Source organism: Streptomonospora sediminis, from assembly GCF_054778995.1.
The window spans coordinates 1-25,899 of the sequence record NZ_BAAGYZ010000134.1; the positions used below are offsets into that span (position 1 = coordinate 1).

Sequence of the window (25,899 nt, forward strand, 5' to 3'; positions counted from 1 at the left end):
CTCGTGAGACAGGGCCGGGTCCTTCACTTCGACGCCGCAGCCTCACGAAAGATCGAGGTTAACGCGATCGGTGGCGAATAGTGGACCGGTTCTGTCCAGTATCCGTCCTAGCGTGCGGTGCGCAATGCCTGCACGGCACACCCGCACCGGATATTGGGGAGAGCACCATGGACATCGCTTCGATCCGCGTCATCACCGGCGACATCGCGCGCCTCGTCGGCTTCTACGAGCAGGTCACCGGGGTGGCGGCGGCTTGGGCTACTGAGGACTTCGCCGAACTTGCGGCCCCCGGCGCCACGCTCGCGATCGGAAGCACCCGCACCGTCCCGCTGTTCGCGCCCGGGTCTGCACAACCGGCCGACAACCGCAGCGTGATCATCGAGTTCCGCGTCGACGACGTCGATCGCGTGTACGAGGACCTGGCCGGTACCGTCACCGAGTTCGTCAACGAGCCCACCACCCTGCCCTGGGGCAACCGGTCGCTGCTGTTCCGCGACCCCGACGGCAACCTCGTCAACTTCTTCACCCCGGTCACCCCGGCGGCCATCGCGAAGTTCGCCCGCTGAGACCGGCGGGAGCCCTGGGCATCCCGGGGTTCCCGCCGAGCGCCGCCGGCGGGGCGGTCCGGGCGGTTCAAGCTGGTCAGCCCTGGAGCCCGCCCGCGTTTCCGCTTTCGGCGCCGTCCCGGGGTGCGTCCTGGTCCTCCTGTGCGGCGCCGGTGTCGAAGGGCGGCTTGCCGGCCTCGATTTCGGCGCTGATGGTCTGCCAGAAGTTGAGCGCCGCGTGTTCCAGTTCCAGCCCCAGGCGCAGCGGGACCATCCGGGCTGCGACATCGGGGCGGCCGCCGAAGCGCTCCTGCATCTGTTCGTACTCGCGGATGCGTTCGCGGTGCTGGCGCAGCTGGTCGGTGGCGAGCCGGGCGATGTCGCGGGGAGCGGCGAACTCGTTGAAAAAGAGTTTGATCTCGGCGATGTCGCGGAGTTCGAAGTGCTGCTCAGTGGGCTCGCCCAGCCAGCTCCGCAGCGCCGTGCGGCCGGCCTCGGTGACCGAGTAGGTGCGGCGGCGCCGGCCCGATTCCTCTTCCTCGGACTCCAGTAGTCCCAGGTCCTCCAGCCGCTTGGGCTCGGAGTAGAGCTGGGCATGCGGGAAGTGCCAGAAGTAGCCGACCGAGTGGCCGATCGCGCGCTTGAGGTCGTAGGAGGTCGAGGGGCCGCGCATGGCGATCATCCCGAGCACGACATAGGAGGTCGTCGAAAGGCGCGGTGTTGACACTCTCCGGAGCTTACCGTACGTTGGCGATCATCTGAAAAGTATGATCTGTTTCATACGGTTTGTGGGCGAAGTTGTAGGAGGGGGTCATGGACCTCGGAACGGTGCAGAGCTGGACTGCCGAGCGTTATCCGCACCGGCGGGCGGTGGGCGGTCCAGCTCCGCTCACCCATCGCGAATGGGACGCCCGCACGAACCGGATCGCGCGCGTCCTTGCAGCGCACGGCGCACGCCACGGCGACCGGGTCGCGCTGTTCACGTCCGGAAGTGAGCCGCTCGCCAGCCTGCACCTGGCCGTCCAGAAGCTCGGGGCGGTGTCGGTTCCGCTGTCGTTCCGCCTCGGCGCCGACGAACTGGCGTACTGCCTCGACGACGCGCGCCCGGTCCTGTTGGTGACCGACGCCACCACCGACGCCGCGGCCGATGCGGCCGGTGCCGCCGCCAAAACCGGGGTTCCGCGCCTGCGTTCCGGCGGCGGCGAAGCCCCGGGCGCACACCCGCCGGCGGGCACGGTCGAGCATCTGGCGCTCGCGCAGCCCGACGGCCCTCTCGGTGTTGCGGTGCGCGACGGCGACTACAGCGTCATGCTCTACACCTCGGGCACCACCGGGCGGCCCAAAGGTGTGCCGCGCACCCACCACGCCGAGCACAGCGCCGCAGTCGCCCATCTGCTGCAGACCCGCCTGGGCCCGTTCAGCCGCACCCTGGGCGCCATGCCGATGTTCCACACCATGGGCCTGCGGACGCTGCTGGCCGCCATCGTCGGCGCGGGCACCTGGGTGCCGCAGGTGCGGTTCGACGCAGAGGAGTCCCTGGAGCTGATCCGCACCGAGCGCATCGACTCCCTCTACCTGGTGCCCACCGTCTACTGGAGCCTGCTGCGCACCGGCCGCCTGCACGAGGCGCGCACTGTGCGCAACCTGGCCTACGCCGGCGCGGCGATGACCCCGGCGCTGGCCCAGGGCCTCGCCGAGGCGCTGGAACCCGGCTCCTTCGTGAACCACTTCGGCAGCACCGAGATCTACACGTTCACCATCGGCCCCGATGTCGCGGCCAAGCCCGGATCGGCCGGGCGGGCCGGGGTGTTCGGCCGCGTGCGCCTGGTCTCCCCCACTCCGGGGGCCTCCGCCGACGACACGGTGGAGCCGGGGGAGACCGGGCAGATCGCGGTCAGCATGGCCAACCCCGAGGCGTTCGGCGGGTACTGGCAGCGGCCCGACGCCGACGCCGCCACCATCCGCGGCGGCTGGTACTTCCCCGGCGACCTCGCCGTTGAGGACGCCGACGGCGACCTGTGGGTCAGCGGCCGGGTGGACGACATGATCAACTCCGGCGGCGAGAACATCTACCCCGACGAGATCGAGGACGCGCTGATCCGCTGCCCCACGATCACCGACGTCGCGGTCGTGGGCCTGCCCGACGACCGCTGGGGCCAGGCCGCCACCGCGTTCTTCGTTGCCGCAGCCGGTACGCCGCCGCAGCGCGCCGTCGACGAGGTCGTCCGCTACCTGCGCGAATCCTCGGGGCTGGCGTCGCTCAAACGCCCCAAGCGGGTCGTGGCGGTCACCGAGATCCCCAAGTCCGCCGTCGGCAAGATCCTGCGCCGCCGGCTCACCGCGGGCGACTTCCAGCCGCTGGCCGAGGCCAGTACCGAAAGGGGGCGCTGAACAATGCCGGCACAGACCCCGGCGGCACCGGCCGCCGACCAGCCCACCGGGGCCACCGAACCCACCGCTCCCGCGCAGGCCGCCGACCAGACCACCGCGCGCGTGGAGGACCCGCCGCTGCTGTGCGGCCAGGGCCGGTTCATGGACGACATCGACCCGCTGCCGGGCACGCTCACCGCCGCGATCGTGCGCAGCAACCACCCGCACGCCCGCATCCGCGGCGCCGACCTGAGCCGGGCGCGGGCGCACCCGGGCGTCGCCGCGGTCGTGGGCCCCGACGAGGTCACCGCCGCGCTGCGGCCGTTCCCGCTGTCGCTGAAGACGCCCATGGACTACTACCCGACCGGCACCGACAAGGTCCGGTTCGTGGGCGAACCCGTCGCGATCGTGGTGGCCGCCGACCGCTACGCCGCAGAGGACGCCGCCGAACTGGTCGACATCGACTACGAGCCGCTGCCCGCAGTTGTCGACACCGCCCCGGCCATGGCCGCCGGCGCGCCGCTGCTGCACGAGGCGGCCGGAACCAACGTCGCCACCGACCGCGAGTTCACCTTCGGCGACGTCGACGGGGAGTTCGCCCGCGCCGAGCACGTCGTGCGCCGCGAGTACTCGTTCCCGCGCTACTCCTCGACCCCCATGGAGTGCTACTCGGTCATCGCCGAATGGCGCGATGAGGCCGACGGTCCCGCCGTCACCGCCTGGGCGAACTTCCACGGCCCGTTCTCCATGGTTCCGGTCCTCGCCGGCGCGATCGGCGTGCCGGCCTCGCGCATCCGGCTGGTCGTGCCCGCCGACAACGGGGGCAGCTTCGGCATCAAGGCCGGCATCTACCCCTACGTCGCGCTGCTGGCGCTGGCCAGCAGGCACGCCGGCCACCCGGTGCGCTGGACCGAGGACCGGGGCGAGCACCTGCTGGCCAGTTCGGCGGGTTCGGACCGCGACATGGTCTTCGAGGCCGCGGTCGGCGCCGACGCCCGCATCCGGGCGCTGCGCGTCGACCTGGTCGACAACGTCGGCGCCTACCTGCGGCCGCCCGAACCCAGCACCCTGTACCGCTGCTTCGGCAACATCACCGGCGCCTACGGCATCGAGGCGGTGCACCTGCGCTCCCGCGCCGTGGTCACCAACAAGACCCCGACCGGGCTGAACCGCGGGTTCGGCGGCCAGCAGCTCTACTTCGGGTTGGAGCGGCTGGTCGACGAGACCGCCGCGCAGCTGGGTGTCGACCCGGCCGAGATGCGCCGCCGCAACCTGCTGCCCGCCGACGCGCTGCCCTACGCCACGCCCACAGGCGGCGTCTACGACTCCGGCGACTACCCCGGCGCCTTTGAGCTGCTGCTGAAGAACGCCGACTACCAGGCGCTGTGCGAGCGCCGCCGCCAGGCCCGGGAGAACGGGGAGTACCTCGGTATCGGGATGGCCGCGATCGTCGACCCTTCGGCCACCAACATCGGCTACGTGGGGCTGGCGACACCCGCCGAGCAGCGCGGACGCGGCAAATCCGGGTCGACCGAGCACGTGCGCGTCAGCGTCGACGTCAACGGCACCGTCTCGGTGCTGCTGGGCACGGTGCCGCAGGGCCAGGGCCACGCCACCGCCGCCCGCAAGGTCGTCGCCGACCGGCTGGGGCTGCCGCTGGACCGGGTGCGCCCGATGGTGGAAATGGACACGGCCACCACGCCGTGGACGGTGAGTTCCGGCAGCTACTCGTCGCGTTTCGCCCCGCTGCTGAGCAGCGCACTCGTGGAGGCGGCCGAGCGGGTCGCCGCCACCGTGCGCGCGGCGGGCGCGGTGCTGCTGGAGGCCGACCCCGACGACCTGGAGCTGGCCGGCGGGCAGGTGCGGGTGCGCGCCGAACCCGAGCAGGCGGTGGAGTTCCGCCACGCCGCCGGGCTGGTGCACTGGGACCCCGGCGCCCTGCCCGAGGGAGTCTCGGCCCGCCTCTACGAGGAAGCGGCGTTCACCCCGCCCGAGTCGAAGGCCGCCGGCCGCGACGACCGCATCAACTCCAGCCTGTGCTACGGGTTCGTCGCCGAGCTGGCGGTGGTGCGCATCGACCCCGAGACCCGGCAGATCGAGCTGACCGACGTCTACACCGTGCACGACGCCGGAACCATCATCGACCCCGTCATGCTCGAAGGCCAGGTGCACGGCGCGCTCGCCCACGGCCTCGGCGGCGCGCTCTACGAGGAGCTGCGCTACACCGACGCCGGCCAGCCCACGGCGGCCACGTTCATGGACTACCTGTGCCCCACCAGCGCCGAAGCCGGCTACCGGCTGCACAGCGACCACATGCAGACCCCGTCGCCGCTGACCCGGCTGGGCGCCAAAGGGTGCGGTGAAGGCAGCAGCATGAGCCTGCCCGCCGCCATTGCCAACGCGGTCGCCGACGCGCTGTCGCCGCACGGCGTGCGGATCGACTCCCTGCCGCTGCACGGCGATGTCGTGCACCGGCTGCTGGAGGCCGACCCCGCCGCCCCGGTCGACCGCTAGCCAGCCGCGCTCGCCCAGACCCGCCCGCCGGAACCACCGGCACCCACCAGAAGGGAAACCACGCCATGCCGCTCACCGGAGGCGAGATCCGGCTGCACCACGGCCACGACGGCCGGGTGGCCTACCTGACCCTGGACCACGGCCAGTACAACATCATCACCTGGGAAACCCGCCAGGTCATGGCCGACCGGTTCGCCGAGATCGACGCCGACGACCGGGTCCAGGCGGTCGTCGTCCAGGCCGAAGGCGACCACTTCTCCTCGGGCGGCGACATCGCCGGGTTCATGGAGGTCGACCCGGTCGACTTCACCGACCTCGGACACAACGTCACCGCACCCGCCCGCAGCGGCAAACCGGTCGTGTGCGCGGTCGACGGCTACTGCTTCGGCGTGGGCCTGGAACTGGCCCTGTCCTGCGACATCCGGCTGGCCACCGAACGCAGCCGCTTCGCGCTGCCCGAGATGCGCCTGGGCATGATCCCGGGTTCGGGCGGCACTCAGCGCCTCGCGCGGCTGATCGGGCTCTCGCGCGCCAAGTACCACATCCTCACCGCCGAGCGCATCACCGGGCAGCAGGCCGCCGACTGGGGCCTGGTCGCCGAACTGCACCCCGACGCCCAGGCGCTGCAGGACGCCACCGAGGACCTGGTGGCCAAACTGCTCGGTTTCTCGCCGATGGCGGCCCGCACCGCCAAGGAGGTGCTGGACAAGGGCACCGACGCCCCGCTGTACAGCGGTATCGAACTGGAGCGCAAGGCCTACGCGATGCTGCGCTCCAGCAGCGACTTCGCCGAAGGGGTGGCCGCTTTCAACGAGAAGCGGGCACCGCGTTTCCAAGGGAGGTGAGCCGCGGCCATGAAACCGGCTCCGTTCGACTACGTCCGCCCCGGCCGCGTTGCCGATGCGGTGGCCGAGCTGGCCACCGCTGACGGCGGCGGCAAGGTCATCGCCGGAGGGCAGTCGCTGATGCCGGTGCTGGCGATGCGGCTGGCCCGGCCCGAGACCCTCGTCGACGTCAATGCGATCGCCGAGCTCGCCGAAGTGACCGAGGAGGACGGGTACCTGCGCATCGGCGCGACCGCGCGCCAGCGCAGGCTGGAGCGCGAGCCGCGCGGCGCCGGCGTCCCGCTGCTGGGCATGGCCCTGCCGTGGGTGGGCCACCGCGAACTGCGCAGCAGGGGCACCGTGTGCGGCAGCCTCGCCCACGCCGACCCGGCCGCCGAACTCCCCGCGGTCGCGTGCTGCCTGGACGGTGTGCTCACCATCGCCGGCCCCAACGGGGACCGCGACGTTGCCGCGCGCGACTTCTTCACCGGCGCCATGACCACCGCGCTCGGCCCCGCCGAAGTGCTGCGTTCGGTGCGGCTGCCGCGCGCCGCCGCCGGCGACGGCTTCGGGTTCGCCGAGGTCGCCCGCAGACACGGCGACTTCGCGCTGGCCGGGGTCGCCGTGCACGTGTCGGCGCCGGGCGCGGAGTCCGGCAGCGGTGCCGGACCCGCACCCGCCGCGGCCAAGGTCACCGCCTTCGGGGTATCCGACCGCCCGGTCACCCGCGACACCGCCGCGGCACTGGCCGCCGCCGACCCCGGCGCGGGCACCGAGACTCAGGCCGCCGCCCGGCTGGCCGAGCCGATGGGCGAACTGGCCGCCGACGTGGTCGACACCGCCGGCGACTCCCACGGTTCACCGGGCTACCGCAAACGCCTGTTCGCCACCCTGGCAGCCCGCGAACTGGTCAGGGCCTACCGCCGCGCCGTGCGCGGCCCCGCGGAGGTGCGCACATGAGTATCGCCGAATCCGACCCCGCCGCAGCGGCGGGCGCCGCCCCCGGGCCCCGCCCCGTCCGCGCAGCGGCGGGCGACGATGTCGATGTCCGCATGACCGTCAACGGAACGGCCGTCGACCTGCGGGTCCCGGCCCGGCTGACCCTGCTGGACGCGCTGCGGGAACGCCTGGGCCTGACCGGCACCCACACCGGCTGCGAACACGGGGTCTGCGGCATGTGCACGGTGCTGGTCGACGGCGACGCGGCGCGCGCCTGCCTGCTGCTGGCCTGCCAGCTCGACGGGTCCGAAGTGGTGACCGTCGAAGGCCTGGGCCGCCCCAACGACCTGCACCCGCTGCAGGCCGCGTTCGGCCGCAACCACGCCCTGCAGTGCGGTTTCTGCACGCCCGGGTTCCTGATGAGCTCATACGACCTGCTCTCCCACGAGCCCGGAGTCGCCGAAGAGGACCTGCCCGAAAAACTGTCCGGGGTCATCTGCCGGTGCACCGGCTACCGCAACATCGTCACCGCGGTCGCCGAGACCGCCCACGAGCACCCCGACGGCCCGCCCGCCCCGACGAACTGCGCTCAGCGGGTGCTGACCGGGCGCGGCGGCGCAGGCTCGGGCCCGCTGCCCGGCGCACCGGGCACCGACCAGGCCGCCGCGGCACCCGCCGCCGACAGCGATACCGCCATCGAACTGCCGGACTCCGACCCGACCGTGTCCGTCGAGATCACCAGCGAACCGGCGGTCACCGAGGACCGGCTGTGGCGGGTGCTGGAGGACGTGCACACCCTTGCGCGCTGCCTGCCGGGCGCCGAACTCACCGGCGAACTCGGCCCCGACCGCTACGCCGGGCGCGCCCGGGTGGCGGCCGGGCCCGTGAAGCTCTCGTTCACCGGTGTGGCCCACGTACTGGAAAGCGACCGCGACCGCGGGCGGCTGCACGTCGTCGCCCAGGGTCAGGATACCGGCGGTGCCCGCACCCAGGGCGACGTGGTGCTGACCGCCGAACCCACCGAGACCGGTATGCGGCTGCGCGCCGTCGCCGACGTCTACCTCACCGGCCGCATCGCCCAGTTCGGCCGGGCCCTGGCGGGCGACATCAGCCGCCGCATGTTCGAGCAGTTCACCGAGGCGCTGGAACAGGCCGCGGCCACCGGCGGCGCCCCGGTCCGCGCGGCGTCGGCACCCAGCGCGCTGGGCCTGATGGTCCATGCGCTGCGCGGCCGGGTGCGGGCCCTGATCGCCCGCATCACCGCGCGCCGCACCGGATCGGGCGCGGCAGGCGACACAGACGGCCCCGCGCACCGCGGGAAGGGAGGACGGCCATGACCGCAGCAGCAGCGGGCGCGCAGGCGCCGCGCGCCAACCGCCGGCGCCTCATCGAGCCGGGCCCGCCGGGGCGGCGCGGCCCGCGCGCGTTCGGCGGCAATCTGTCGGTGGCCGCCGCGAGCAGCGCCCTGGTCGCCGCCATCTTCGGCTGCACCGGGCCGGCGCTGATCATCATCGACGGCGCCGCCGCCAACGGGCTCGGCCCCGCGCAGACGGCAAGCTGGATCTTCGGTGTCTACGTGTTCGGCGGGCTGGTCAGCCTGGTGCTGGCCACCTACTACCGCCAACCCATCGTCGGCGCCTACAGCATCCCCGGCGCCGTGCTGGCCGTGGACGCGCTGGGCGCGCACTCGCTCGCCGAGATGGTCGGCGCCTACGTGGTGGCCGGCCTGCTCGTGCTGGTCCTGGGGCTCAGCGGCGCGGTCCGGCGGGTGATGTCGTGGCTGCCGCTGCCCATCATCATGGCGATGATCGCCGGTGCACTCATCGACTTCGCGATCGGGGTGCTCGACGCCGGGAGCGAGGCGCCCTGGATCGTGGCGGCGGCGGTCGCGGGCTTCCTGCTGTCCACCCGGTTTCTGCCCCGTATCCCCGGGGTGATCGCCGCGCTGGTGTGCGGCGCGATCGCGGCCGCGGCGACCGGTGCCTTCGGCGCGCCGGCGTCGGACGTGGCGCTGACCGCGCCGCAGCCGGTCCTGCCCGTCTTCGACGCCGGGGCGGTGCTTGCGGTGGCCGTGCCGTTGGCGGTCCTGGTCGTCGGCGCGGAGAACGCGCAGGCCATCGGGGTGCTGATCACCGAGAGGTACCGGCCGCCGATGAACGCCATGACCATCACCAGCGGTGTCATGGGGCTGCTGGCGGCCCCGTTCGGCGCGCACAGCGCCAACATCGCCGGCCCGATGACCGCCATCTGCGCGTCGCCGGAAAGCGGGAAGCGAGCGGGCCGCTACGTCGCGGCCGTGCTCAACGGTGTGCTGTTCGTTGCGTTCGGCGTGCTCGCCGGTGCGGCCGTGGGGCTGGTCACCGCGCTGCCCCCGCAGCTGATCTCCGCGGTGGCGGGGTTGGCAATGGTGGCGGTGCTGGTGAACGCGCTGCAGCGGTCGTTCTCCAGCGGGCGGTTCCAGATCGGCGCGTTCTTTGCGCTGGCGATCGCGATGAGCGGTGTGACGGCGTTCGGTATCTCCGCGCCGTTCTGGGCGCTGGTGGGCGGTGTGGTGGTGTCGCTGGTCCTGGAGACCGGCCATTTCCGCAACCGCGCCCAGCAGCAGCCGGAGGGCGAGAACGCGGAGGACGCGGAGGACGCGGAGGACTCGGAGAAAACAGCGGACGCAGACGGCAAGGACGGGGCCCCGGACCCCGGGGTGCCTGCGCAGTCCGCCGAGCGGACGGAGTAGCGCGGCCGGCCGGTCGGCCCAGGTCACCCGGACGACCGGTGCTTGCGGGTGCGGGCACGCGCGCCCGCACCCGCGAACCCGTTCAGCCGGTGCCGCGGCCCTCGGCGGCACCGTCCGCAGCGCCGCCCGCGGTCCCGCCCCACCGGTGCACCGCGCCCACCTCGATGCCGAACAGGTCGAGTACCCGGCCCACGGTGTGGTCGACCATCTCCGCCAGCGACGCCGGGCGCGCGTAGAACGCCGGCACCGGCGGCGCTATCACCGCGCCCAACTCGCTGAGCTCGGCCATCGTGCGCAGGTGGTTGCGGTGCAGCGGGGTTTCGCGGACCATCAGCACCAGCTTGCGCTGCTCCTTGAGCACCACGTCGGCGGCGCGGGTGAGCAGTGTCGAAGTGACCCCCGAGGCGATCTCCGACATCGACTTGACCGAGCACGGCGCCACGACCATGCCCGTGGTGCGGAACGACCCGCTGGAGATCGCGGCGCCCAGATCGGCGTTGGTGTGGTGCACATCGGCCAGGGCGCACAGGTCGGTGAAGGACATGTCGGTCTCGTAGGCGAGCGTCATCCGGGCGGATTTGGTGACCACCAGATGGGTCTGCACCGGGGTGTCCCGCAGCAGCTGCAGCATCCTGATCCCGTAGACCATGCCCGAGGCGCCGGTGATGCCCACGATCAGCCGGTCGGGGCGGTCAGTGCCGGACATCGTCGTCCTCCGTTGCCGGCCCGGCCAGCGAGACCGAGGTTGTCGCGTCGGTCAGCTCGGCCAGGCGCCGCGCGAGCACGTCGATGAACGCGAACTCGGCCGCCGACACCGGGCGGCGGCGGTCGCGCACGCAGATCATCCGCCGGAAGATCCCCGGCGGCGCCAGCGGGTGGACCCGCAGCGCCCCCTCCCGCAGGCCGCGCTGCACCAGGGCCGCGGGCAGCACCGAGACGTGGTCGGTGCGCCCGACCAGATCGGCGATGACACCCATGTCGTCGACCTCCAGCCGCGGCCGGACCTCGACCGCGTGGCCGCCCAGCACGTCCTCGATCGCGATGCGCAGCCCGTGCCGCCGCGACGGCAGCACCAGCCGCAGCCCGCTCAGGGCGTGCAGCGGCACCGGCGAGGGCGCGGGCAGCACCGTGTCCGCCGCCGCGGTGACGACCAGCTCCTCGTTGACGATCTCGCGGCTGTGCAGGTCATCCTGGCTGAAGTTCTGGTTGATGACGGCGCAGTCGAGCTCGCCCGCGCGCACCTTCTCGACCAGCTCCATGCTGTAACCCGAGGTCACATACACCTCGACCTCGGGATGGTGCGCCACGAAGTAGGCGAGCGTGTGCGACAGCGCGTCGCTGGTGGCCGAGGCGATCAGCCCCACGCTGACCCGGCCGGCGACCTTGCCGCGCTCGCCGATCAGCGTGCGGCGGGCGGCGGAGATCTCGTCGAGCACCGGCGCGAACAGCCGGTAGGCCTCCTCGCCGGCCCGGGTGGGGGTCATGCCCTTGGGGCCGCGCTCGAACAGCACCTGGCCGAGTTCGCTCTCCAACTTGGCGATCTGGGAGGACACCGCCGGTTGGACGATGTTCAACCGCTGGGCCGCGCGTGTCACCGTGCCCTCGCGGTACAGGCACACGAAATAGGTCAACTGCCGCAATTCCACAACGGCCTCCTTCACGAAGCGGGCCGGGCGGCGCCGTCACTCGGCGGCCGCGGGACCGGCGCCGCCGCCCGCAGCGGGCCCGCGCCAGTCCGGTTCCGGGTGGGTGAGTGCGGCGATGTCGTGGTCGTCCTCGCCCGGGACGCGGATGCGGGTGAAGCGCATCCCGGCCGAGCCCGGCGGGACGGTCGCGTCGAGGCCCATCTTCGCGCCGACACCCTCGGCGGTTGAGGGGTCGAGCTTGGAGCCCTGGGCGCCGCCGACGACCACGAGGTCGCGGTCGGCCTGGAACCGGGTCGCCACCGCCCATTCCACCTCTTCGGGGCGGAAAAGGTCTACATCGGTGTCCACCGCGGTGGCGTGCTTGATGTCGTAGTGGCTCGACAGCGCCGCGAGGATCAGGTTGGTGACCTCGCCGGGCGCGGGGTCGGCCACCTGCACGTACAGGTGGTAGCGGCAGACGCCGCCGGGGCTCAGGTGCACGGCGCGCACACAGGGGAAACTGCGCCGCAGGTGCGACAGCAGCGACCCCTCGCGCGGGATCCCGCCCAGCAGCAGGTGTTCCAGGCCGCCGCCGACGATGGTGTGGTACAGCGGCCGCCGCCGCGTGGTGACCGCCGAAACCTCGATGACGTGGCGTTCGGCGCGCTCGCCGTAGTACTGGGGGAACTCGCCGAACGGTCCTTCGGGTTCGCGGACCCCCGCCAGCAGGCGGCCCTCCAACACGATCTCCGCGCCTGCGGGCACCCGCACCTCGTTCGTGCGGCACTTGGCCACCGGCAGCGGCGCGCCGCGCAGCGCACCGGAGATCTCCAGTTCGTCGTGGCCGATGGGCACCACCGCCTGCGATGCCATGAGCGTCAGCGGGTCGGTGCCGATGGCGACGGCCACGTCCAGGTCGGCGCCTGCGGCCTCCTGCTCGGCAAAGAACGCGTGGGCGTGGCGCGGCAGCAGCAGGGCGCCCAACCGGTCGGGGCCGCTGACCTGCAACCGGTGGATGGAGACGTTCTGCACGCCGGTCCCGGGTTGGCGGGTGATCAGCAGCCCGGCAGTGATGTAGGCGCCGTGGTCGTGCTCGTTGTGGGTGGGCACGGGCAGCAGTTCGCGCAGGTCGACCCGGTCGTGCACGGTCTGCTGGCACGGCGCCTCGGTGGTTTCGCGCCAGGGCACGGGCGACCGGCAGGCCTCCTGGAACCGTTCGACCAGGTGGTGCTCGTCGGTGCCCATGGCCTCGGCCATCCAGGCGCGCCGCGACAGCAGGCCCGAGATCACCGGGACCGGGTGGCCGCCGGGCCGGTCGAAGACGGTCGCGCTGGTGCCGTCGAGCCGGTTGGCGACACCGGCCACCCCGAAGCGCAGGTCGGCGCCGGGGCGGATGCGGGTGAGCCGGTCGGTGGCGGCCAGCCGGTCCAGCCAGGCGCGCAGGTCGGCGCCCACCGGTTCGGGCGTGGTCGGTACGTGCATCGTGCGGGCCCTTCCTTGTGTCCGTAGCGGTGCCGTGCAGCGCCGTGCCATGCCTGCGGGTCCCCGGCCCTGCGGCCGGGCCGGGCCTCACGGTGCGGGGTCGTCCGGTGCGGGGGCCGGCCGGTGGGCGGTCCCCGCTCCCGGTGCGGGCGCGTCCTGCTGGGCGGGGGCCGGCTCCGGCTCGGCCGCCGGTTCGTCGGCGGCGGAGCCGGCCGTGTGCTTGGCGCCGGCGCGGCGCCGGGGGAGCAGGCCGCTCACCGCCATGACCACCAGCGGCGTCGCGACCGCGATGTAGGCGTTGTCGATGCCGTAGGGTTCGCCGACCAGGTACCAGCCCAGCGTCGCGGGCAGCGCGATGAGGATGCTCCAGAACGCGCCGCCCCGGGTACCGAACCGCGGCGCGTAGAACATCAGCACCACGAGCACGGCCAGTGCCGCGCGCAGCGACTTGGCGAGGAACGTGACGGCCAGGATGTCGGAGGCGAACAGCGCGAGGGTGATGGGCAGCAGGCCGGCGACCGCGGTGGCCGTGCGGATGAACACCAGGTCCTTGGCGGGGGACCGCTCGCGGTTGAAATAGGGCTGGTAGAAGTCCTTGAGCAGCAGAGTCGACGCGCCGACGGTGAGGGCGGCGATCGTGCCGAACATCGCGCCCGACAGCCCCGCGATCACCAGGCCGGACAGCAGCGGGTCGAGGTCGACCGCCAGGGCGGGGATCGCGCGGATGCTGTCGATGCCGGGGTAGAGCACGGCGCTGCACATGCCCACCAGCGCCGCCAGCACGCCGTAGGGCAGCAAGAACACCGCGGCGTAGGTGCTCGCGGTCTGGGCCTTGCGCCGGTCGCCGACCGTGGTGATGGCCTGCACGACGTACTGGGTCGCGAAGGTGGCGCCGACTCCGGCGATCATCCACGCCATGATCTGCGCCCAGCCGACACCGTCGAAGGCGAACATCTGTTCGGGCAGGGCCGCGCGCAGTTCACCGAGGCCGCCGGCGCGGCCGGTGCCGATCACGGCGAGCAGCACGATCCCGGCGAACATGGTCAGGGCGTGCACCAGGTTGGTGTAGACGACCGACCGCATGCCGCCCACGCTGACGTAGACGGTGGCGAGCACCCCGACGATCCCGATGGCCCACACCCGGTCGATCCCCAGCAGGCTGGCGAGGACCGCGCCGCCGCCGGAATAGGTGGCCACCGAAACGATCAGCAGCGCGCAGACCATGATGACCGAGGTCGCGGTGCGCACCCGCTCGCCGTAGGCGCGGGACAGCGCGCCGGAGATGGTGTTCTCGCCCAGGTCGCTGAACTTGCGCGCCAGCAGTAACGAGAAAAGTATGAACCCGGCGCCCAGCGAGGCGATGTTCCACGCCGAGGAGATTCCCGATGAATAGGCTTCCTGGGCTGTTCCGATGGTGGCGGAGGTGCCGATGAACTCCGACCCGAGCAGGAATCCGATGAATACCGCCGGGAATACGCGGCCGCCGTCGGCGAAGCTTTTCGGGGTCTTCGCCGACCGCGCGGAGGTGAAACTGATGACCGCCATTACGGCCAGATAGAGCACTATGACCGCTACGATCAGCCATGTCGAGTCCACGGATCCTCCTAGGGCTGGCTTGTGACCTCCGTCACTGTGACCTGGCCAGACCAAACTAGGTGGAACGCGGTATCGGCGTCCAATAGTATCGGCGTATAGGGCTCATAGTGGATTGAGATACGTTTTCCGTGCGTGCTCGACGCGGTTTTCAACTGACTTTCCGTGGCTGCGGAAAAGAATTGCGGAGCGGTGCCGGAGCGGTTGCTGTGCGGTTCTCGCCGCTCCCGCGGATTCGCGCTTCCGGGGCACCTGCGGGCGTTTTGGGCCGCATTGGCGGGCGGCGCGCGGCGTCCCCGGTGTAGGGGCGGGTGCCGGGTCGCGCGGCCGGCGGTCGGCCCGGACCGGCTCGGATGCCGACCAAATGATGCGCACCGAACCGTATGGTTCAGATGGTTGGTATGGCTCACAAACCTACGGCGGACCGCAGACCGGTGTCAACGGGTCGGGGCACGGCCGCGCTCCGCCCAGGACCGGGCACGCGCGGGCGAGCGCGCACGTCGGCGGCTCGGTCACTTGGCCGTTCGGGGGCGCGGCGGCACGCGCCTTGCGGGCCGGCCCGCAAGGCGCTCGGGATCAGGCCTGTCCGTCGGTGCGGCGCGGCCGGGTATGCGCGCCGGGGTCCGCGGGGCCCGCCGAGCCCGCCGAGCCCGCAGTGTCCCCGGAGTCCGCGGCGCCCGCGGACCCCCCGGCGTCCGAGTCGTCCGCGGCCGCCTGCCGTTCCGCCGAGTCGCGGTGCCTCCGCAGCCCGGCCACTGCCAGCGCGACCAGCGCCACCGCGAGCACGGCCGCCACGGCTCCGCCCACGGTCAACCCGACTTCACCGCGCAATAGGGCGGTCACCAGCGCTTCTGCGGCGAACGCACCGAGGGCGAGCCCGGCGACCAGTTGGATCCGCAGTTCTGTGTCCGAGTCGCCGCCACTCGCGCGCATGCCCGCTCCCTTTCGCCTACGCGTGCCGGCGCGCTCGGCGGTGGGGCGGCAGGGGCCGCCTCCGCCGGATCCGCTGCACGGCTCGCCGCCGGCAGCGGGCGCGCGTCCGCACGCTCACCCCAAGGCGTACCGAAGTGGCGGCGCCCCAAACGCGGAATCGGTGCCCGGGAGCAGGGCGGAGCAGGAACGTACCCGGTGCCCGGGCCGGCGCAGCGCCGGGCGCGGGCACCGCCCTCCGGCGGCGGGTGTCCTCAGGAGTATCCCCACAGGGACGCGAAGCGGGTGAGTTCCGGCGAAAGCTGGTCGGTGGTCTCCAGTTCGCGGGCGGCCTGGATGCGGCCGGACTTGATGTTGGCGCTGCGGTCGCCGAGGTTGGGGGCGAAGCGCCCGTGCTCCTGCTCCCCGTAGTCGAGCATTTCCGGCTCCCACTCCACTTCCAGGTAGGAGCAGAGGTCGCGGGTTGCGGTCTCGGGGTCGGCGGTGAGGTCCTCGTAGCGCAGGAAGTGGCCGTCCAGCGTATTGCGGGCTTTCTCCAGCGGCTTCACGTACTTCAGCACGTTGGCTTCGAGCTGCTCGCGGGTGCCGGTGTTGTGCTTGCGGTTGGCCAGCGACGACACGATGCCTTCGGGGTGGCGCAGCAGGAAGATGAACTTCGCCTTCGGCCACGCGTGGTGCAGGCGCTCCCACACCCACACGTTGCCCGGGGTCTTGTCGACGATGACGTCCTTGCCGCTGTGCTCCAGCTCCATGTGCAGGAGCCGGTCCCACAGCACGTGCTCGATCTCCAGCCGGTCCAGGCCGAGTTCGGCCATGGAGTCGGCCGAGAAGCCCTCGGTCAGGGTCACTTCGAGGGTCCGCAGGTGCAGCTCGTGCGGGGCGCGGATGCGGGAGTGGCTGTTGAGCAGCATCCGCAGGAGTGTGGAGCCCGAACGCACCGGGCTGAGCACGAACACCGGGGATTCGACGTGCCGCGGGGCGGGCGGCACGGTGTACTCGAAGGCGACCGTCCGCTTGGGCGGTTTGCGCCCCGCGGCGGTCTTGGCCGCGCCGGCGGCTGGGGCGGTACTGCCGGCGGGGACCGGTTTCGGGGTCGCGGTGGGTGCGGGCGCCGCTGCAGCAGCGGACCGCGGCGGGCGCAGCGCCTCGCCCAGCAGCCGTACTCTGCGCTTGATGCCGGTGCCTACGGCTCCCATGAACCCTCCGTCGTTCGTGTCGCGGTGCGCAAACCCGTGTTGCAGGCCGGCCGGGCGACGGCTAGGGGCATGTCGCGGCGATCCTGGGCAACCCCTGAGAATGTATGTGTAAGTTATGGGTAAATGGTTACGATCCAGCAAAAGGAATATAACGGACGTAACCAAACGCAGGTTGCATGCGTCACAAGAGAGTGATGGCGGGCGCTGCATGCTGCGGTGCCATCCAGCGGCAGCGGCAGCGGTCGGCTGTGCGGCCTTGCGGCCTGCCGGGCGGCGGGTGATCTGCACGGAAAAGCGGCACCAACGGCGGCGGGTCCGGGAAGGCGCGCGCGTGTCCGTTGTGCCGAAACCGGGGGATGTACGCGGCCATCGTGCAACCACGCCCGAACCACCGCGCTGATTTAGGGCATAACGCCATGATCGCCGGTGGCGGAGCGCGACCCGCACACCCCCGCCGCCGCGGCCGGCACCTTCAGCGGGCGCAGCGGAAGCCGGTGTTGCCGCTCGTGCTGTCGGGGGTGTTGTTCGTGCGCGCGGCGACCCGGTACCGGTTGCAGTAGGAGTGGTGGCACAGGTACGACCCCCCGCGCATGACGCGTCCGGGGCCCGTGCCGGGGCCGGTGGGATCGTGCTGCGTTGCGGTCGGGTGGTCGGTGGTCCACCAGTCGGCGCACCACTCCCAGACGTTGCCGGCCATGTTGTACAGGCCGTATCCGTTGGGCGGGAACGCGTCGGCGGGGGCGGTCCCGCGGTAGCCGTCGTCGGCGGTGTTCTTGGTCGGGAACATGCCCTGCCAAATGTTGCAGCGGTGCTCGCCATCGGGGGTGAGTTCGTTGCCCCAGGCATAGGTGGCCTGCTCCAGGCCGCCCCGGGCGGCGTACTCCCATTCGGCCTCAGTGGGCAGGCGCAGGCCCGCCCAGGTGCAGAAGGCGGCGGCGTCGGCGACCGAGACGTGCACAACGGGGTGGTCGGCGCGGTCGCCGACGCCGCTGCCCGGCCCTTCGGGTGCGGCCCAGTAGGCGCCCTGGACCCCGCACCACCACGGGGCGGCCTCGGGGCGCGGCGACTCCCGGCGCAGCGCTGCGGGCAGGAAGGACGCAAAAACGTAGGACCAGCCGAAACGCTCGGCCTCGGTGACGTAGCCGGTGGCGGCGGCGAACTCGGCGAAGCGCGCGTTGGTCACGGCCATCGGGTCGATGGCGAACGGGGAGACCACCACCTGCCGCACCGGACCCTCGCCGTCGGCGGGGAACCCCTGGGAGTCGTCGGTGCCCATCAGGAAGGCGCCGCCGGGCAGCGCGGCCATGCGCGCCAGCGCACGGTCGCGCTCTGCGTACCCCTGCCCTTCAGCGGTGCCCGCCGCAGCGTCCGGCGCGCCGGCGGCATCCGCCGCAGCGGCCCCGTCGCGGGCCGCTGCCGGCGATGCGGCCCGCGACGGGGCGCAGCAACCACTCTGCGCCGGTTCGTGTTCGATGTCGGATTCCATAAACCAACTGCTTACCACCCCGTGTCACCTGTGTGCCCGTTGCATGTCGGCGGTGTGCAGCGCGCTGCGGGCGCGCCACCGCGCGAGTTCCCCGCGCAGCCGCTGTTTTGCGGCAGCCGGCTCCGCGGCGGGGGAGTCCCACAGATTTTCCAGCTCGCCGGGGTCCGCGGTGAGGTCGAAGAGCTGGCCCTCCTCGGAGTCAACGAACTCCACGAGCTTCCACCGCTCATCGCGCACCATCGTCATCAGCTCGGTGCCCTTGAGGATGTGGTCGCCGGCGTGCTCGGCGAACACGAGCGGGCGGCCCGGATCGGGTTCGCCGCGCAGCGCGGGCAGCAGCGATCGGGCTTCCATCCACTCCGGCGGGGTGGCACCGGCGAGCTCCAGGACCGTGGGGCCGAGGTCCATCATCGAGGTGAGCCCGTCGACCTGTCGGCCGGCCTGCACCCGGCCCGGGCCCCAGACGATCGCCGGCACGCGCACGCTGCCCTCGTACATGGTCCACTTCTGGCTGTGGCCGTGGTCGCCGAGGCAGTCGCCGTGGTCGGAGGTGAAGACGATGACGGTGTTGTCCAGCGCGCCCCGCCGCTCCAAGGCGTCCAGCAGCAGGCCGAGCTGCTCGTCGATCATGGTGACGTTCGCGTGGTAGTGCCGCCGCTGCCGGAGCGACTGCTCCTCCGTAGGCTCGGGCAGGTGCACGACCGCGTCGTGGTCGGTCTCCTGGTGCTCGCGGCGCAGCTGCTGCAGTGCCGCGGGCTGGTCGGCGATGTCCGCGGCGCTGCGCACGGGGCCGGGCATGTCGCGGTTCCGGTAGGCGTCCAGGTGGCGCGGCACCGGGTCGTAGGGCGGGTGCGGGCCGGGGAACCCGACCTGCAGGAAGAACGGTTCGCGGCCGGGGTAGGTGTCCAGCCACCAGCGGGCGCCGGCGCCGACGAAGACGTCCGGGTGCAGGTCCTCGTCGAGTTCCCACTCGAACGCGCCGAGCCGGTCGCCGTAGTCGTCCCGCTCGCGGTAGGTGGTGCGGGTCGGTTTGGTCTCGCCGCGGATCCAGAACGCCTTGTCCAACTGGTCGTGGAAGAACGGGACGCTGGGGTGGTCGCGGTCCTTGTTCTCCACGACGGTGCGTTCGTGGAACCCGAGGGGCGTCTCCCACGGGTGGGTGTGCATTTTGCCGACGTTCACGCAGCGGTAGCCCGAGTCGGCGAGCAGCTCCACCCAGGAGTGCCGCCACTGCTCCTCGTTGCGCAGCACGCCCAGGGAGTGCGGGTAGACGCCGGTGAACAGGCTCGCCCGCGACGGCGAGCAGGACGGCGCGGTCACATAGGTGCGGGTGAACGACGTCCCCTCGCGGGCCAGCCGGTCCAGGTTGGGGGTGTCGACGTGCTCGTGGCCGAGTGCGGCGATGGTGTCGAAGCGCTGCTGGTCGGTGATCACGAAGACGATGTTGGGCCGGGTCTCGTCGGTCATGGCGTCGGTCCTGCCGTCAGTCATTGGTGTGCGGGCCGCCTTCCGGTGCCGGTGGTTGTGCGGTTGGGGACGTGTTGGACGGGGGCGCTGTATCGGCCGCCGCCTCGTCGCGGGCCGCGGCGACCAGGCCGGTGCGGTGGGTCTCGGTAGCAAAGGCGACACAGATCAGGCTGAGCAGGCATATCGCCCCCATGTAGACCGCCACCGGCCAGTAGGACTGCCCGAACGCCGCCGCGAGCGCGGTCGCGATCACCGGGGTGGGGGCGCCGCCGATGAGGGCGGAGGACTGGTAGACCACGCCGAGCCCGGTGTAGCGCGTGCGGGTGCCGAACATCTCGGCGAACAGGGTGCCCTGGATGGCGAACATGCTGCCGGTGCCCACCGCCAGCGCGACCACGATGGTCGTCCAGACCACGAGCGTGCTGCCGGTGGCGAGCAGCGGGAAGTAGGCGAACGCGGTGATCAGGCAGATGGCGATCCCGAACATGTAGACGGGCCGTCTGCCGACCCGGTCGGAGATGTGGCCGATGATCGGGATCGTGGCGATCTCCACCGCCGCGGCGATGGTGAACCCGTTCAGCATCATCGCGCTGCTCAGGCCGAGGTGGGTGGTGGCGTAGGCGATGCCGAACACGTTGATCACGTTGAAGGTCACCGCGTCGGCCATGCGGGCGCCGGTCGCCAGCAGGATGTTCTTCGGGTGCTCGCGCAGCAGCGACCACACGGGCAGCGGGCGGGGCCGGTCGCCCTCCTTGCTGAAGACCTCGGTCTCGGACAGGCTCCGGCGGATGTAGTAGGCGACGAGCAGGAACGCACCGCTGAGCAGGAACGGGATGCGCCAGCCCCAGGACTGCAGGTCGGGTTCCGGCAGCAGCTGCACCAGCGAGAACACGCCGGTGGCCACCAGCAGCCCGGACGGGGTGCCCATCTGGTGGATGCTGCCCATGGCGCCGCGCCGGCCGGTGGGCGCGTTCTCCAGCGCGACCAGCGCGCCGCCGCCGAACTCGCCGCCGATGCCCAGGCCCTGCAGCAGCCGCAGGAACACCAGCAGCAGCGGTGCGGCCGCGCCGATCGTGTTGTGCGACGGCAGCAACCCGATCAGGAAGGTGCAGCCGCCCATCAGCAGGATCGTGATCAGCAGCATGCGGCGGCGGCCGATCCGGTCGCCGAAGTGGCCGAACAGCACGGCGCCGATCGGGCGCATCACGAACCCGGCGGCGAACGCGCCGAAGGACTCCAGGAACGCCGCGGTCTCGGAGGAGTCGGGGAAGAAGAGCTGCGGGAAGACGAGCGAGGCCGCGATACCGAACAGGTAGAAGTCGTACCACTCCAGGAATGCCCCGGAGGCGGATGCGATGAGGGCGCGCGGCGCACTGGTCTTGGCGGCGCGGCGATCGGCGGTGCCCATGGACAACACTCCCGTGTGCTGAGTGCTCATTTGAGCGATTGTCTATGCTCAGATGAGAGTATGATGTGGCACACATGCTGCGGCACACCGTTTCGCCGTGTCAAGATTTGGCGGGAAGAACGCAGTCGGGAGACACGGAACGCAGCGGCGGAGAGGGAGTCGATACCCGTGGCGGCAGGAGGCGGCGACCTCTCCGAAACCGAGCGCAGGGCGCTCGAATCCGGCGACGACGTCGCAGTGCAGATCGCCGTCGCCCGGCGCTATTACCACCGCGACCAGTCCAAGGTCGCCATCGCGAAGTCGTTCGGGCTGAGCCGCTTCCAGGTCGCCCGCCTGCTGCAGGACGCCCGCCGCGACGGCTTGGTCCGCATCGAGATCGGCGCGCCCGGGCGCCGCGACCGCGAACTGGCGGCGGCGCTGCAGGACCGGCTGGGCCTGCACAAGGTCGTCGTGGTCGCCTCGGCCCCCGCATCGCCGCACATGGCCGTCGAGTACGTCGGCCGCGCCCTCGCCGAAGAACTCGCCGCGGCGGTGCAGGCGGGCAACGTACTCGGGGTGGCCTGGAGCAGCACCACCGTCGCCATGACCGACGCGCTCCCGCAACTGCGCCCGTGCTCGGTGGTCCAACTGGCCGGAGCCATCTACCCGCCGTCCGGCATGCCGGGCTCGGTCGAGATCACCCGGCGCCTGGCCCAGGTGGCCGGCGGCGACGCGCACACCATCTACGCCCCCCTGGCCGTCGCCGACGCCGACACAGCGGCCGGCCTGCGGCGCCAGCCCGAGATCGCCGACGTGCTCGAACGGGGCCGCGCCCTGGACCTCGCCGTGCTGTCGGTGGGCGCCTGGCACCCGTCCGCATCGGCGGTCCACGACCTGCTCTCCCCCGAGGAGCAGGAGGAGATCGCGGCGGCCGGCGTGTGCGGCGAGATCTCCGGCCGCCTCTTCGACGCCGGCGGCCGCATCGTCGCGGCCCCGTTCCACGACCGGGTGATCGGCGTGACCGCCGAGGAACTGCAGTCGGTCGGCCATCTCCTCGTTTCCAGCCACGGAGCCTTCCGCGCCGCAGCCACCCGCGCCGCCGTCCGCGCGGGGCTCGTGCACACGCTGGTCGTCGACAGCGAACTCGCATCGGCCCTGCTCGAACAGCCGGAGGGGTGATCGGGGGCGGGCGGCGACCCGACCAGCAGCGGGACGGCCGGCGGGGCCCGCACATAGCCTGGAACGCCCACACCGCGGCGATGAATCGAGGACGGTCCGATGAAGCCGACGGAACCGGTGAGCCTCCGCACCAGTCGGCTGCTGCTGCGGCCCTGGCAGCCGTCCGACCTGGCGCCGTTCGCCGCGTTGAATGCCGATCCGGAGGTGCGGCGGCACTTTCCGGGCCTGCTCAGCCGCGACGCCAGCGACGCCGCGGCGCGCCGCATGGGCGGCCTGGTCGACGAGCAGGGCTGGGGCATCTGGGCCGTGGAGTCACGGGAGGACGGCACCTTCCTCGGCTGCGTCGGCCTTGCGCACACGAATTTCGACGCGCACTTCACCCCTGCCGTCGAGGTGGCCTGGCGGCTGGTCCGCTCGGCCTGGGGCAACGGATTCGCGACCGAGGCGGCCGGCGCCGCCATCGCCTTTGCAGCCGACACCCTCGAACTGGGGGAGGTCGTCTCCTTCACCGTCCCCGGCAACTTGCGGTCCATCGCGGTGATGCAGCGCCTGCACATGACCCGCGACCCCGGCGACGACTTCGACCACCCCAACCTGCCGCCCGGCCACCCGCTGCGCCCGCACGTGCTCTACCGGGCGGACCTCCGGTAGCTGTGCCGCGGTGGCCGGCTCGCAGTGCTGTGCTGCAGGTGCGGGCCGCCCGCGGCCGGAGCCGGGGCAAGCCCGCACGGTGGACACGCTCAGGTGCGGACCACGATCTTGCCGCGCGTGTGGCCGCGCTCGGAGTCCTTGTGCGCGTCCGCGATCTGTTCGAGCGGGTAGTTCCGCTCGATGCGCGGTGTGTAGCGGCCTTCCCCGCCGAATTCGGCCGCTTCGGCGAGGAGCGCGAAGTCGTTCTCCGCGTTGGCGACGTACACACCCAGGCGGTGCCCGTTGGCGTGGTCGGCGACCGTCGCCACGCGGTCGGCGCCGCCCGCGATCGCGACGAGGTCGGGCAGCGACCCGGAGGCCGCGGTGTCGAGCGCGATATCAACCCCGTCCGGAGCCAGAGCGGCGAGGCGTTCCGCAAGGCCGGAGCCGTAGGTCGTGGGAACCGCGCCGAGGGAAGTGAGGAACTCGTGGTTGCGCTCGCCGGCCGTCCCGATCACGGTGGCGCCCGCAGCCACCGCGAACTCGACCGCAGCGCTGCCCACGCCCCCGGCGGCGCCTTCGATGAGCAGGGTGCGCCCCTGCAGGGGACCGAGCGCCTTCAGCCCGCCCAGCGCGGTCACCGATGCCAGGCCCGCGCCGGCGGCCTGCTCGTCGGTCCACGCTGTGGGCGCGTGCGCCCAGGCCGAGAGTACGGCCAGTTCCGCGGTCGCGCCGGTGACGCCGCCCAGCCCGAAGACGCGGTCGCCGACGCTCACCCCCTGCACACCCTCGCCGGTCGCGTCGACCACGCCGGCGGCGTCGCGCCCGGGGATCGCGGGCAGGTCCACGGGAAGAAATTCGCGCACCGCGCCGGAACGCACCTTCCAGTCGACGGGATTGACACTGGCCGCCGCCACGCGGATACGGACCTCCCCGGGACCGGGATGCGGATCCGGTACCTGCTCGACCACGAGAGTCTCCACACCGCCGTACTCGTGATAACGGACTGCGCGCATGAGGTTTCGCCTTTCCACACGGCCGGAGCAGGCCGTTCATGAGGTCAGTGGGACGCATGTTCGGCGAGTGCCGACGCTCTCCAGGCTAGAACCTGACGTGGGCGTCAGGTTCAAGTCGAAAGGGCCGCCCGACTGCTGTGGCACTGCTCACCCATCGCGGTCGGGGCGCGCGGCCACCGGTCCCACCGCAGGCGGCGGGGGCGGGCGGCGCACCGACCCTGCAGCAATGCCCAGATTTCAACGCTGAGACGGTCATTTCTGCATGATCATCCACGGCAACCCGACATAACGGGCGCACGCGAGGGGCCGCCCACCCATCGACCCGGGCCGCCCCCGCCCTCGGTGCCGCTAACACACACTTCCTAAACAGGGCTTACTAGGCTTCGCCGGATTCGGCCAGTACGGCCTCGGCGTTGCCGTGGCGGACCTCGTTGGCGTGCTGCAGGGCTTCCAGCTCGCTAGTGTGCTCGGCGATCATCTCGCGCTGGATCTCGTGTTCCGCCTGCACCCACGTCTCGACCATGCCGACCTCGTACTTGCACTCGACATCGGCCACGGCCACGGCCCGTTCCGCGGCGGTGGGGGAGGGGGAATCCAGGTTCCAGGACTCGTCCTCGATGGCCTTGCGGGGCGTTGCGTAGGAGTGGCCGCGGGCGGACATGCACTCCTGCCAGGCGTTTTTCGCTTCTATGACATCGGGATGGGTTTCGGAGATATCCAGTGACGTCCAGTCGAGTTCGGCGAGCAGTTTGCCGTCGGCCCCGCCGGCCCCGCGGTCGAGTCGCCGCTCTGCTTTGGCGGCGCAACCTTCCTCCGGGGAGTCCACGGGGCCGTAGAAGGCTGCCTCGGCCTCTGGTGTCGGCGCGGCCTTGTCGGATTTTTGGTCCGGGGTTTTGGTAGGTGCCAGGTGATACCCGTACTTCTGCGCGTCGTTCGGATCGATCACGCCGTACCTGCGGAGGTGTCGGTTCTCGGGAAGCGGTGGCTCGTCGCGCACGGGCCAGGAGAATCCGGCATCGGCGACGCACCGCTGGGCGAGCAGGTCGAATGCCCGGTCGTAGGTGACCTCCTCTGCTGCGGTGGGCCGGTAGGAATCCAGGGGCAGTTCCACGGTGGGAGCAGCGGCCTGTTCCGCCGCTTCCGGAGCCGCCGCCCCTTTTGAAACGGCGTAGTAGCCGACTGCACCTGCGGATAGCAGGACCGCCGCCGCGATGATGGATATCCTGGTATGTTTTTTCATTGAGTCCGCCAGGAACGTAAGAACAAATTGAACACCCCGGTGCGCCGTCCCGCACCGGGGGGCGATGCGTCAATTGTTGTTTTAGCAGCGGATTTTGTGTGAGCTCGCGCGGTTGTCGCCGACGGCGTCGTTCTTAAGATTCCCGTCGCGTTCCCCGTCTTCGTATGTGGTATGCGATCCGCTGTAACTGGTGTGCTGGTAGAGAGTTACGTCGCAGCCGGTCCTGTTCCACACCGAACTCGCCTCGTTGTCGAGTTCGTCATTAGAATTGTACCAGTTATTATTGTGGTACTCATCGTCGTTTGTAGTCCATTGCCGCACATGGTTTGTCGAGTCATCATTAAAGTCGTAATTCTCGTATAGGCAGAACTCGTCCTGCGTGTACCTGCAGTTGTAGTCGTTCTCGGCAAATGCGACTCCGGATGCCGTGCCCGCCACCGCGAAAGTGATGGCCGCCGCGATTCCGGCCCTGCGAACCGTTGCCAACATTGCATTCCTCCAGGTAAGCCACTCGGTGTTTTCAAGATTGCCTGCCCGTCCGGCCCGGGGAACCTCCTGGCGGACCCGGGCCGAGCGCTCTGCAAGCATGCCGAGGCCCGCGCCCCCGTGTCATTGGCTGCGCGTGCATGGTTTCTTGACGCAGCGCGCACTGCGCGGGAAACCGCAGGGCGGAAGTTTCCGAACGCAATGGCCGTATTCGGCCACTGGATTGTGCCGGGGCGGGCGACCGGCTCCGGTGTGCCGT

22 protein-coding genes are annotated in these 25,899 nt (G+C 71.6%); 9 read left to right on the forward strand and 13 right to left on the reverse strand.

From position 1 onward, the window contains the following. The first annotated feature begins 167 nt into the window (after window positions 1–167). Window positions 168–566: a VOC family protein gene (locus tag ACYVD5_RS25915; RefSeq protein ID WP_461003766.1), complete on the forward strand. Its 399-nt coding sequence runs from the start codon at window positions 168–170 to the stop codon at window positions 564–566. Window positions 567–642: 76 nt separating this feature from the next. Here the strand turns inward: ACYVD5_RS25915 and ACYVD5_RS25920 are convergent, their stop codons facing one another. Next, window positions 643–1,272, reverse strand: a complete 630-nt coding sequence (locus tag ACYVD5_RS25920; protein WP_461003767.1) for a PadR family transcriptional regulator — start codon at window positions 1,270–1,272, stop codon at window positions 643–645. An 86-nt stretch (window positions 1,273–1,358) separates the two neighbouring features. Between ACYVD5_RS25920 and ACYVD5_RS25925 the strand changes: the two genes are divergently transcribed. The 6 genes from ACYVD5_RS25925 (at window position 1,359) to ACYVD5_RS25950 (ending at window position 9,923) form a co-directional block, all read left to right on the forward strand. After that, the gene (locus ACYVD5_RS25925; RefSeq protein WP_461003768.1) at window positions 1,359–2,936 is read left to right on the forward strand and encodes a class I adenylate-forming enzyme family protein; all 1,578 of its coding nucleotides are present in this window, start codon (window positions 1,359–1,361) and stop codon (window positions 2,934–2,936) included. A gap of 3 nt (window positions 2,937–2,939) precedes the next feature. Further along, window positions 2,940–5,429, forward strand: a complete 2,490-nt coding sequence (locus ACYVD5_RS25930) for a xanthine dehydrogenase family protein molybdopterin-binding subunit (protein ID WP_461003769.1) — start codon at window positions 2,940–2,942, stop codon at window positions 5,427–5,429. A 65-nt stretch (window positions 5,430–5,494) separates the two neighbouring features. Next, a complete protein-coding gene (locus tag ACYVD5_RS25935) occupies window positions 5,495–6,274 on the forward strand; it encodes an enoyl-CoA hydratase/isomerase family protein (RefSeq protein WP_461003770.1) in 780 nt (259 codons plus the stop codon). 9 nt (window positions 6,275–6,283) lie between these two features. After that, a complete protein-coding gene (locus ACYVD5_RS25940) occupies window positions 6,284–7,213 on the forward strand; it encodes an FAD binding domain-containing protein (RefSeq protein WP_461003771.1) in 930 nt (309 codons plus the stop codon). Beyond that, window positions 7,210–8,529 carry a 2Fe-2S iron-sulfur cluster-binding protein gene (locus ACYVD5_RS25945; protein ID WP_461003772.1) on the forward strand — a complete coding sequence of 440 codons (1,320 nt, stop codon included), beginning with the start codon at window positions 7,210–7,212 and terminating at the stop codon, window positions 8,527–8,529. The genes ACYVD5_RS25940 and ACYVD5_RS25945 overlap by 4 nt, the downstream gene beginning before the upstream one ends. Next, entirely contained in the window at window positions 8,526–9,923 is a 1,398-nt protein-coding gene (locus tag ACYVD5_RS25950; RefSeq protein ID WP_461003773.1) for a benzoate/H(+) symporter BenE family transporter, read from the forward strand. Before ACYVD5_RS25945 ends, ACYVD5_RS25950 begins: the two co-directional genes overlap by 4 nt. Window positions 9,924–10,005: 82 nt before the next feature. Here ACYVD5_RS25950 and ACYVD5_RS25955 read toward each other — a convergent pair whose 3' ends face one another. From ACYVD5_RS25955 to ACYVD5_RS25995, 9 genes are all read right to left on the reverse strand, one after another. Next, complete coding sequence (locus tag ACYVD5_RS25955) at window positions 10,006–10,629, reverse strand: UbiX family flavin prenyltransferase (protein ID WP_461003774.1); 624 nt, start codon at window positions 10,627–10,629, stop codon at window positions 10,006–10,008. After that, window positions 10,616–11,569, reverse strand: a complete 954-nt coding sequence (locus tag ACYVD5_RS25960) for a LysR family transcriptional regulator (protein ID WP_461003775.1) — start codon at window positions 11,567–11,569, stop codon at window positions 10,616–10,618. Before ACYVD5_RS25960 ends, ACYVD5_RS25955 begins: the two co-directional genes overlap by 14 nt. 36 nt (window positions 11,570–11,605) lie before the next feature. Beyond that, window positions 11,606–13,030: a UbiD family decarboxylase gene (locus ACYVD5_RS25965; protein WP_461003776.1), complete on the reverse strand. Its 1,425-nt coding sequence runs from the start codon at window positions 13,028–13,030 to the stop codon at window positions 11,606–11,608. A gap of 87 nt (window positions 13,031–13,117) precedes the next feature. Then, complete coding sequence (locus ACYVD5_RS25970) at window positions 13,118–14,626, reverse strand: sodium:solute symporter family protein (protein WP_461003777.1); 1,509 nt, start codon at window positions 14,624–14,626, stop codon at window positions 13,118–13,120. 573 nt (window positions 14,627–15,199) lie between these two features. Beyond that, entirely contained in the window at window positions 15,200–15,556 is a 357-nt protein-coding gene (locus tag ACYVD5_RS25975) for a hypothetical protein (RefSeq protein WP_461003778.1), read from the reverse strand. 251 nt (window positions 15,557–15,807) lie between these two features. Next, window positions 15,808–16,749 (reverse strand): sulfotransferase family protein, encoded by a 942-nt coding sequence (locus ACYVD5_RS25980; protein WP_461003779.1) that lies wholly within the window; start codon window positions 16,747–16,749, stop codon window positions 15,808–15,810. A gap of 472 nt (window positions 16,750–17,221) precedes the next feature. Next, on the reverse strand, window positions 17,222–18,235 hold the full coding sequence (locus ACYVD5_RS25985) for a formylglycine-generating enzyme family protein (protein WP_461003780.1): 1,014 nt from the start codon (window positions 18,233–18,235) through the stop codon (window positions 17,222–17,224). Window positions 18,236–18,259: 24 nt separating this feature from the next. Next, on the reverse strand, window positions 18,260–19,726 hold the full coding sequence (locus tag ACYVD5_RS25990; RefSeq protein ID WP_461003781.1) for a sulfatase family protein: 1,467 nt from the start codon (window positions 19,724–19,726) through the stop codon (window positions 18,260–18,262). Then, on the reverse strand, window positions 19,719–21,140 hold the full coding sequence (locus tag ACYVD5_RS25995) for an MFS transporter (protein WP_461003782.1): 1,422 nt from the start codon (window positions 21,138–21,140) through the stop codon (window positions 19,719–19,721). The genes ACYVD5_RS25990 and ACYVD5_RS25995 overlap by 8 nt, the downstream gene beginning before the upstream one ends. 138 nt (window positions 21,141–21,278) lie before the next feature. Between ACYVD5_RS25995 and ACYVD5_RS26000 the strand changes: the two genes are divergently transcribed. Both ACYVD5_RS26000 and ACYVD5_RS26005 read left to right on the forward strand, forming a co-directional pair. After that, window positions 21,279–22,268, forward strand: coding sequence for a sugar-binding transcriptional regulator (locus ACYVD5_RS26000; protein WP_461003783.1), 990 nt, complete (start codon window positions 21,279–21,281; stop codon window positions 22,266–22,268). Window positions 22,269–22,367: 99 nt separating this feature from the next. Further along, entirely contained in the window at window positions 22,368–22,919 is a 552-nt protein-coding gene (locus tag ACYVD5_RS26005) for a GNAT family N-acetyltransferase (protein WP_461003784.1), read from the forward strand. Between the two features lie 89 nt (window positions 22,920–23,008). Here the strand turns inward: ACYVD5_RS26005 and ACYVD5_RS26010 are convergent, their stop codons facing one another. The 3 genes from ACYVD5_RS26010 to ACYVD5_RS26020 all read right to left on the reverse strand — a co-directional run bounded on the left by ACYVD5_RS26010 (window position 23,009) and on the right by ACYVD5_RS26020 (window position 25,643). After that, window positions 23,009–23,914, reverse strand: a complete 906-nt coding sequence (locus tag ACYVD5_RS26010) for an NADP-dependent oxidoreductase (RefSeq protein ID WP_461003785.1) — start codon at window positions 23,912–23,914, stop codon at window positions 23,009–23,011. A 376-nt stretch (window positions 23,915–24,290) separates the two neighbouring features. After that, complete coding sequence (locus ACYVD5_RS26015; protein WP_461003786.1) at window positions 24,291–25,154, reverse strand: hypothetical protein; 864 nt, start codon at window positions 25,152–25,154, stop codon at window positions 24,291–24,293. An 81-nt stretch (window positions 25,155–25,235) separates the two neighbouring features. Beyond that, window positions 25,236–25,643, reverse strand: a complete 408-nt coding sequence (locus tag ACYVD5_RS26020) for a peptidase inhibitor family I36 protein (RefSeq protein WP_461003787.1) — start codon at window positions 25,641–25,643, stop codon at window positions 25,236–25,238. Between the last annotated feature and the right edge of the window lie 256 nt (window positions 25,644–25,899).

Coding starts and splice junctions, on each gene's coding strand:
- ACYVD5_RS25915 (WP_461003766.1), top strand. CDS start 168: ATGGACATCGCTTCGATCCGCGTCATCACCGGCGACATCGCGCGCCTC.
- ACYVD5_RS25925 (WP_461003768.1), top strand. CDS start 1,359: ATGGACCTCGGAACGGTGCAGAGCTGGACTGCCGAGCGTTATCCGCAC.
- ACYVD5_RS25930 (WP_461003769.1), top strand. CDS start 2,940: ATGCCGGCACAGACCCCGGCGGCACCGGCCGCCGACCAGCCCACCGGG.
- ACYVD5_RS25935 (WP_461003770.1), top strand. CDS start 5,495: ATGCCGCTCACCGGAGGCGAGATCCGGCTGCACCACGGCCACGACGGC.
- ACYVD5_RS25940 (WP_461003771.1), top strand. CDS start 6,284: ATGAAACCGGCTCCGTTCGACTACGTCCGCCCCGGCCGCGTTGCCGAT.
- ACYVD5_RS25945 (WP_461003772.1), top strand. CDS start 7,210: ATGAGTATCGCCGAATCCGACCCCGCCGCAGCGGCGGGCGCCGCCCCC.
- ACYVD5_RS25950 (WP_461003773.1), top strand. CDS start 8,526: ATGACCGCAGCAGCAGCGGGCGCGCAGGCGCCGCGCGCCAACCGCCGG.
- ACYVD5_RS25955 (WP_461003774.1), bottom strand. CDS start 10,629: ATGTCCGGCACTGACCGCCCCGACCGGCTGATCGTGGGCATCACCGGC.
- ACYVD5_RS25965 (WP_461003776.1), bottom strand. CDS start 13,030: ATGCACGTACCGACCACGCCCGAACCGGTGGGCGCCGACCTGCGCGCC.
- ACYVD5_RS25975 (WP_461003778.1), bottom strand. CDS start 15,556: ATGCGCGCGAGTGGCGGCGACTCGGACACAGAACTGCGGATCCAACTG.
- ACYVD5_RS25980 (WP_461003779.1), bottom strand. CDS start 16,749: ATGGGAGCCGTAGGCACCGGCATCAAGCGCAGAGTACGGCTGCTGGGC.
- ACYVD5_RS25985 (WP_461003780.1), bottom strand. CDS start 18,235: ATGGAATCCGACATCGAACACGAACCGGCGCAGAGTGGTTGCTGCGCC.
- ACYVD5_RS25990 (WP_461003781.1), bottom strand. CDS start 19,726: ATGACTGACGGCAGGACCGACGCCATGACCGACGAGACCCGGCCCAAC.
- ACYVD5_RS25995 (WP_461003782.1), bottom strand. CDS start 21,140: ATGAGCACTCAGCACACGGGAGTGTTGTCCATGGGCACCGCCGATCGC.
- ACYVD5_RS26005 (WP_461003784.1), top strand. CDS start 22,368: ATGAAGCCGACGGAACCGGTGAGCCTCCGCACCAGTCGGCTGCTGCTG.
- ACYVD5_RS26010 (WP_461003785.1), bottom strand. CDS start 23,914: ATGCGCGCAGTCCGTTATCACGAGTACGGCGGTGTGGAGACTCTCGTG.
- ACYVD5_RS26015 (WP_461003786.1), bottom strand. CDS start 25,154: ATGAAAAAACATACCAGGATATCCATCATCGCGGCGGCGGTCCTGCTA.
- ACYVD5_RS26020 (WP_461003787.1), bottom strand. CDS start 25,643: ATGTTGGCAACGGTTCGCAGGGCCGGAATCGCGGCGGCCATCACTTTC.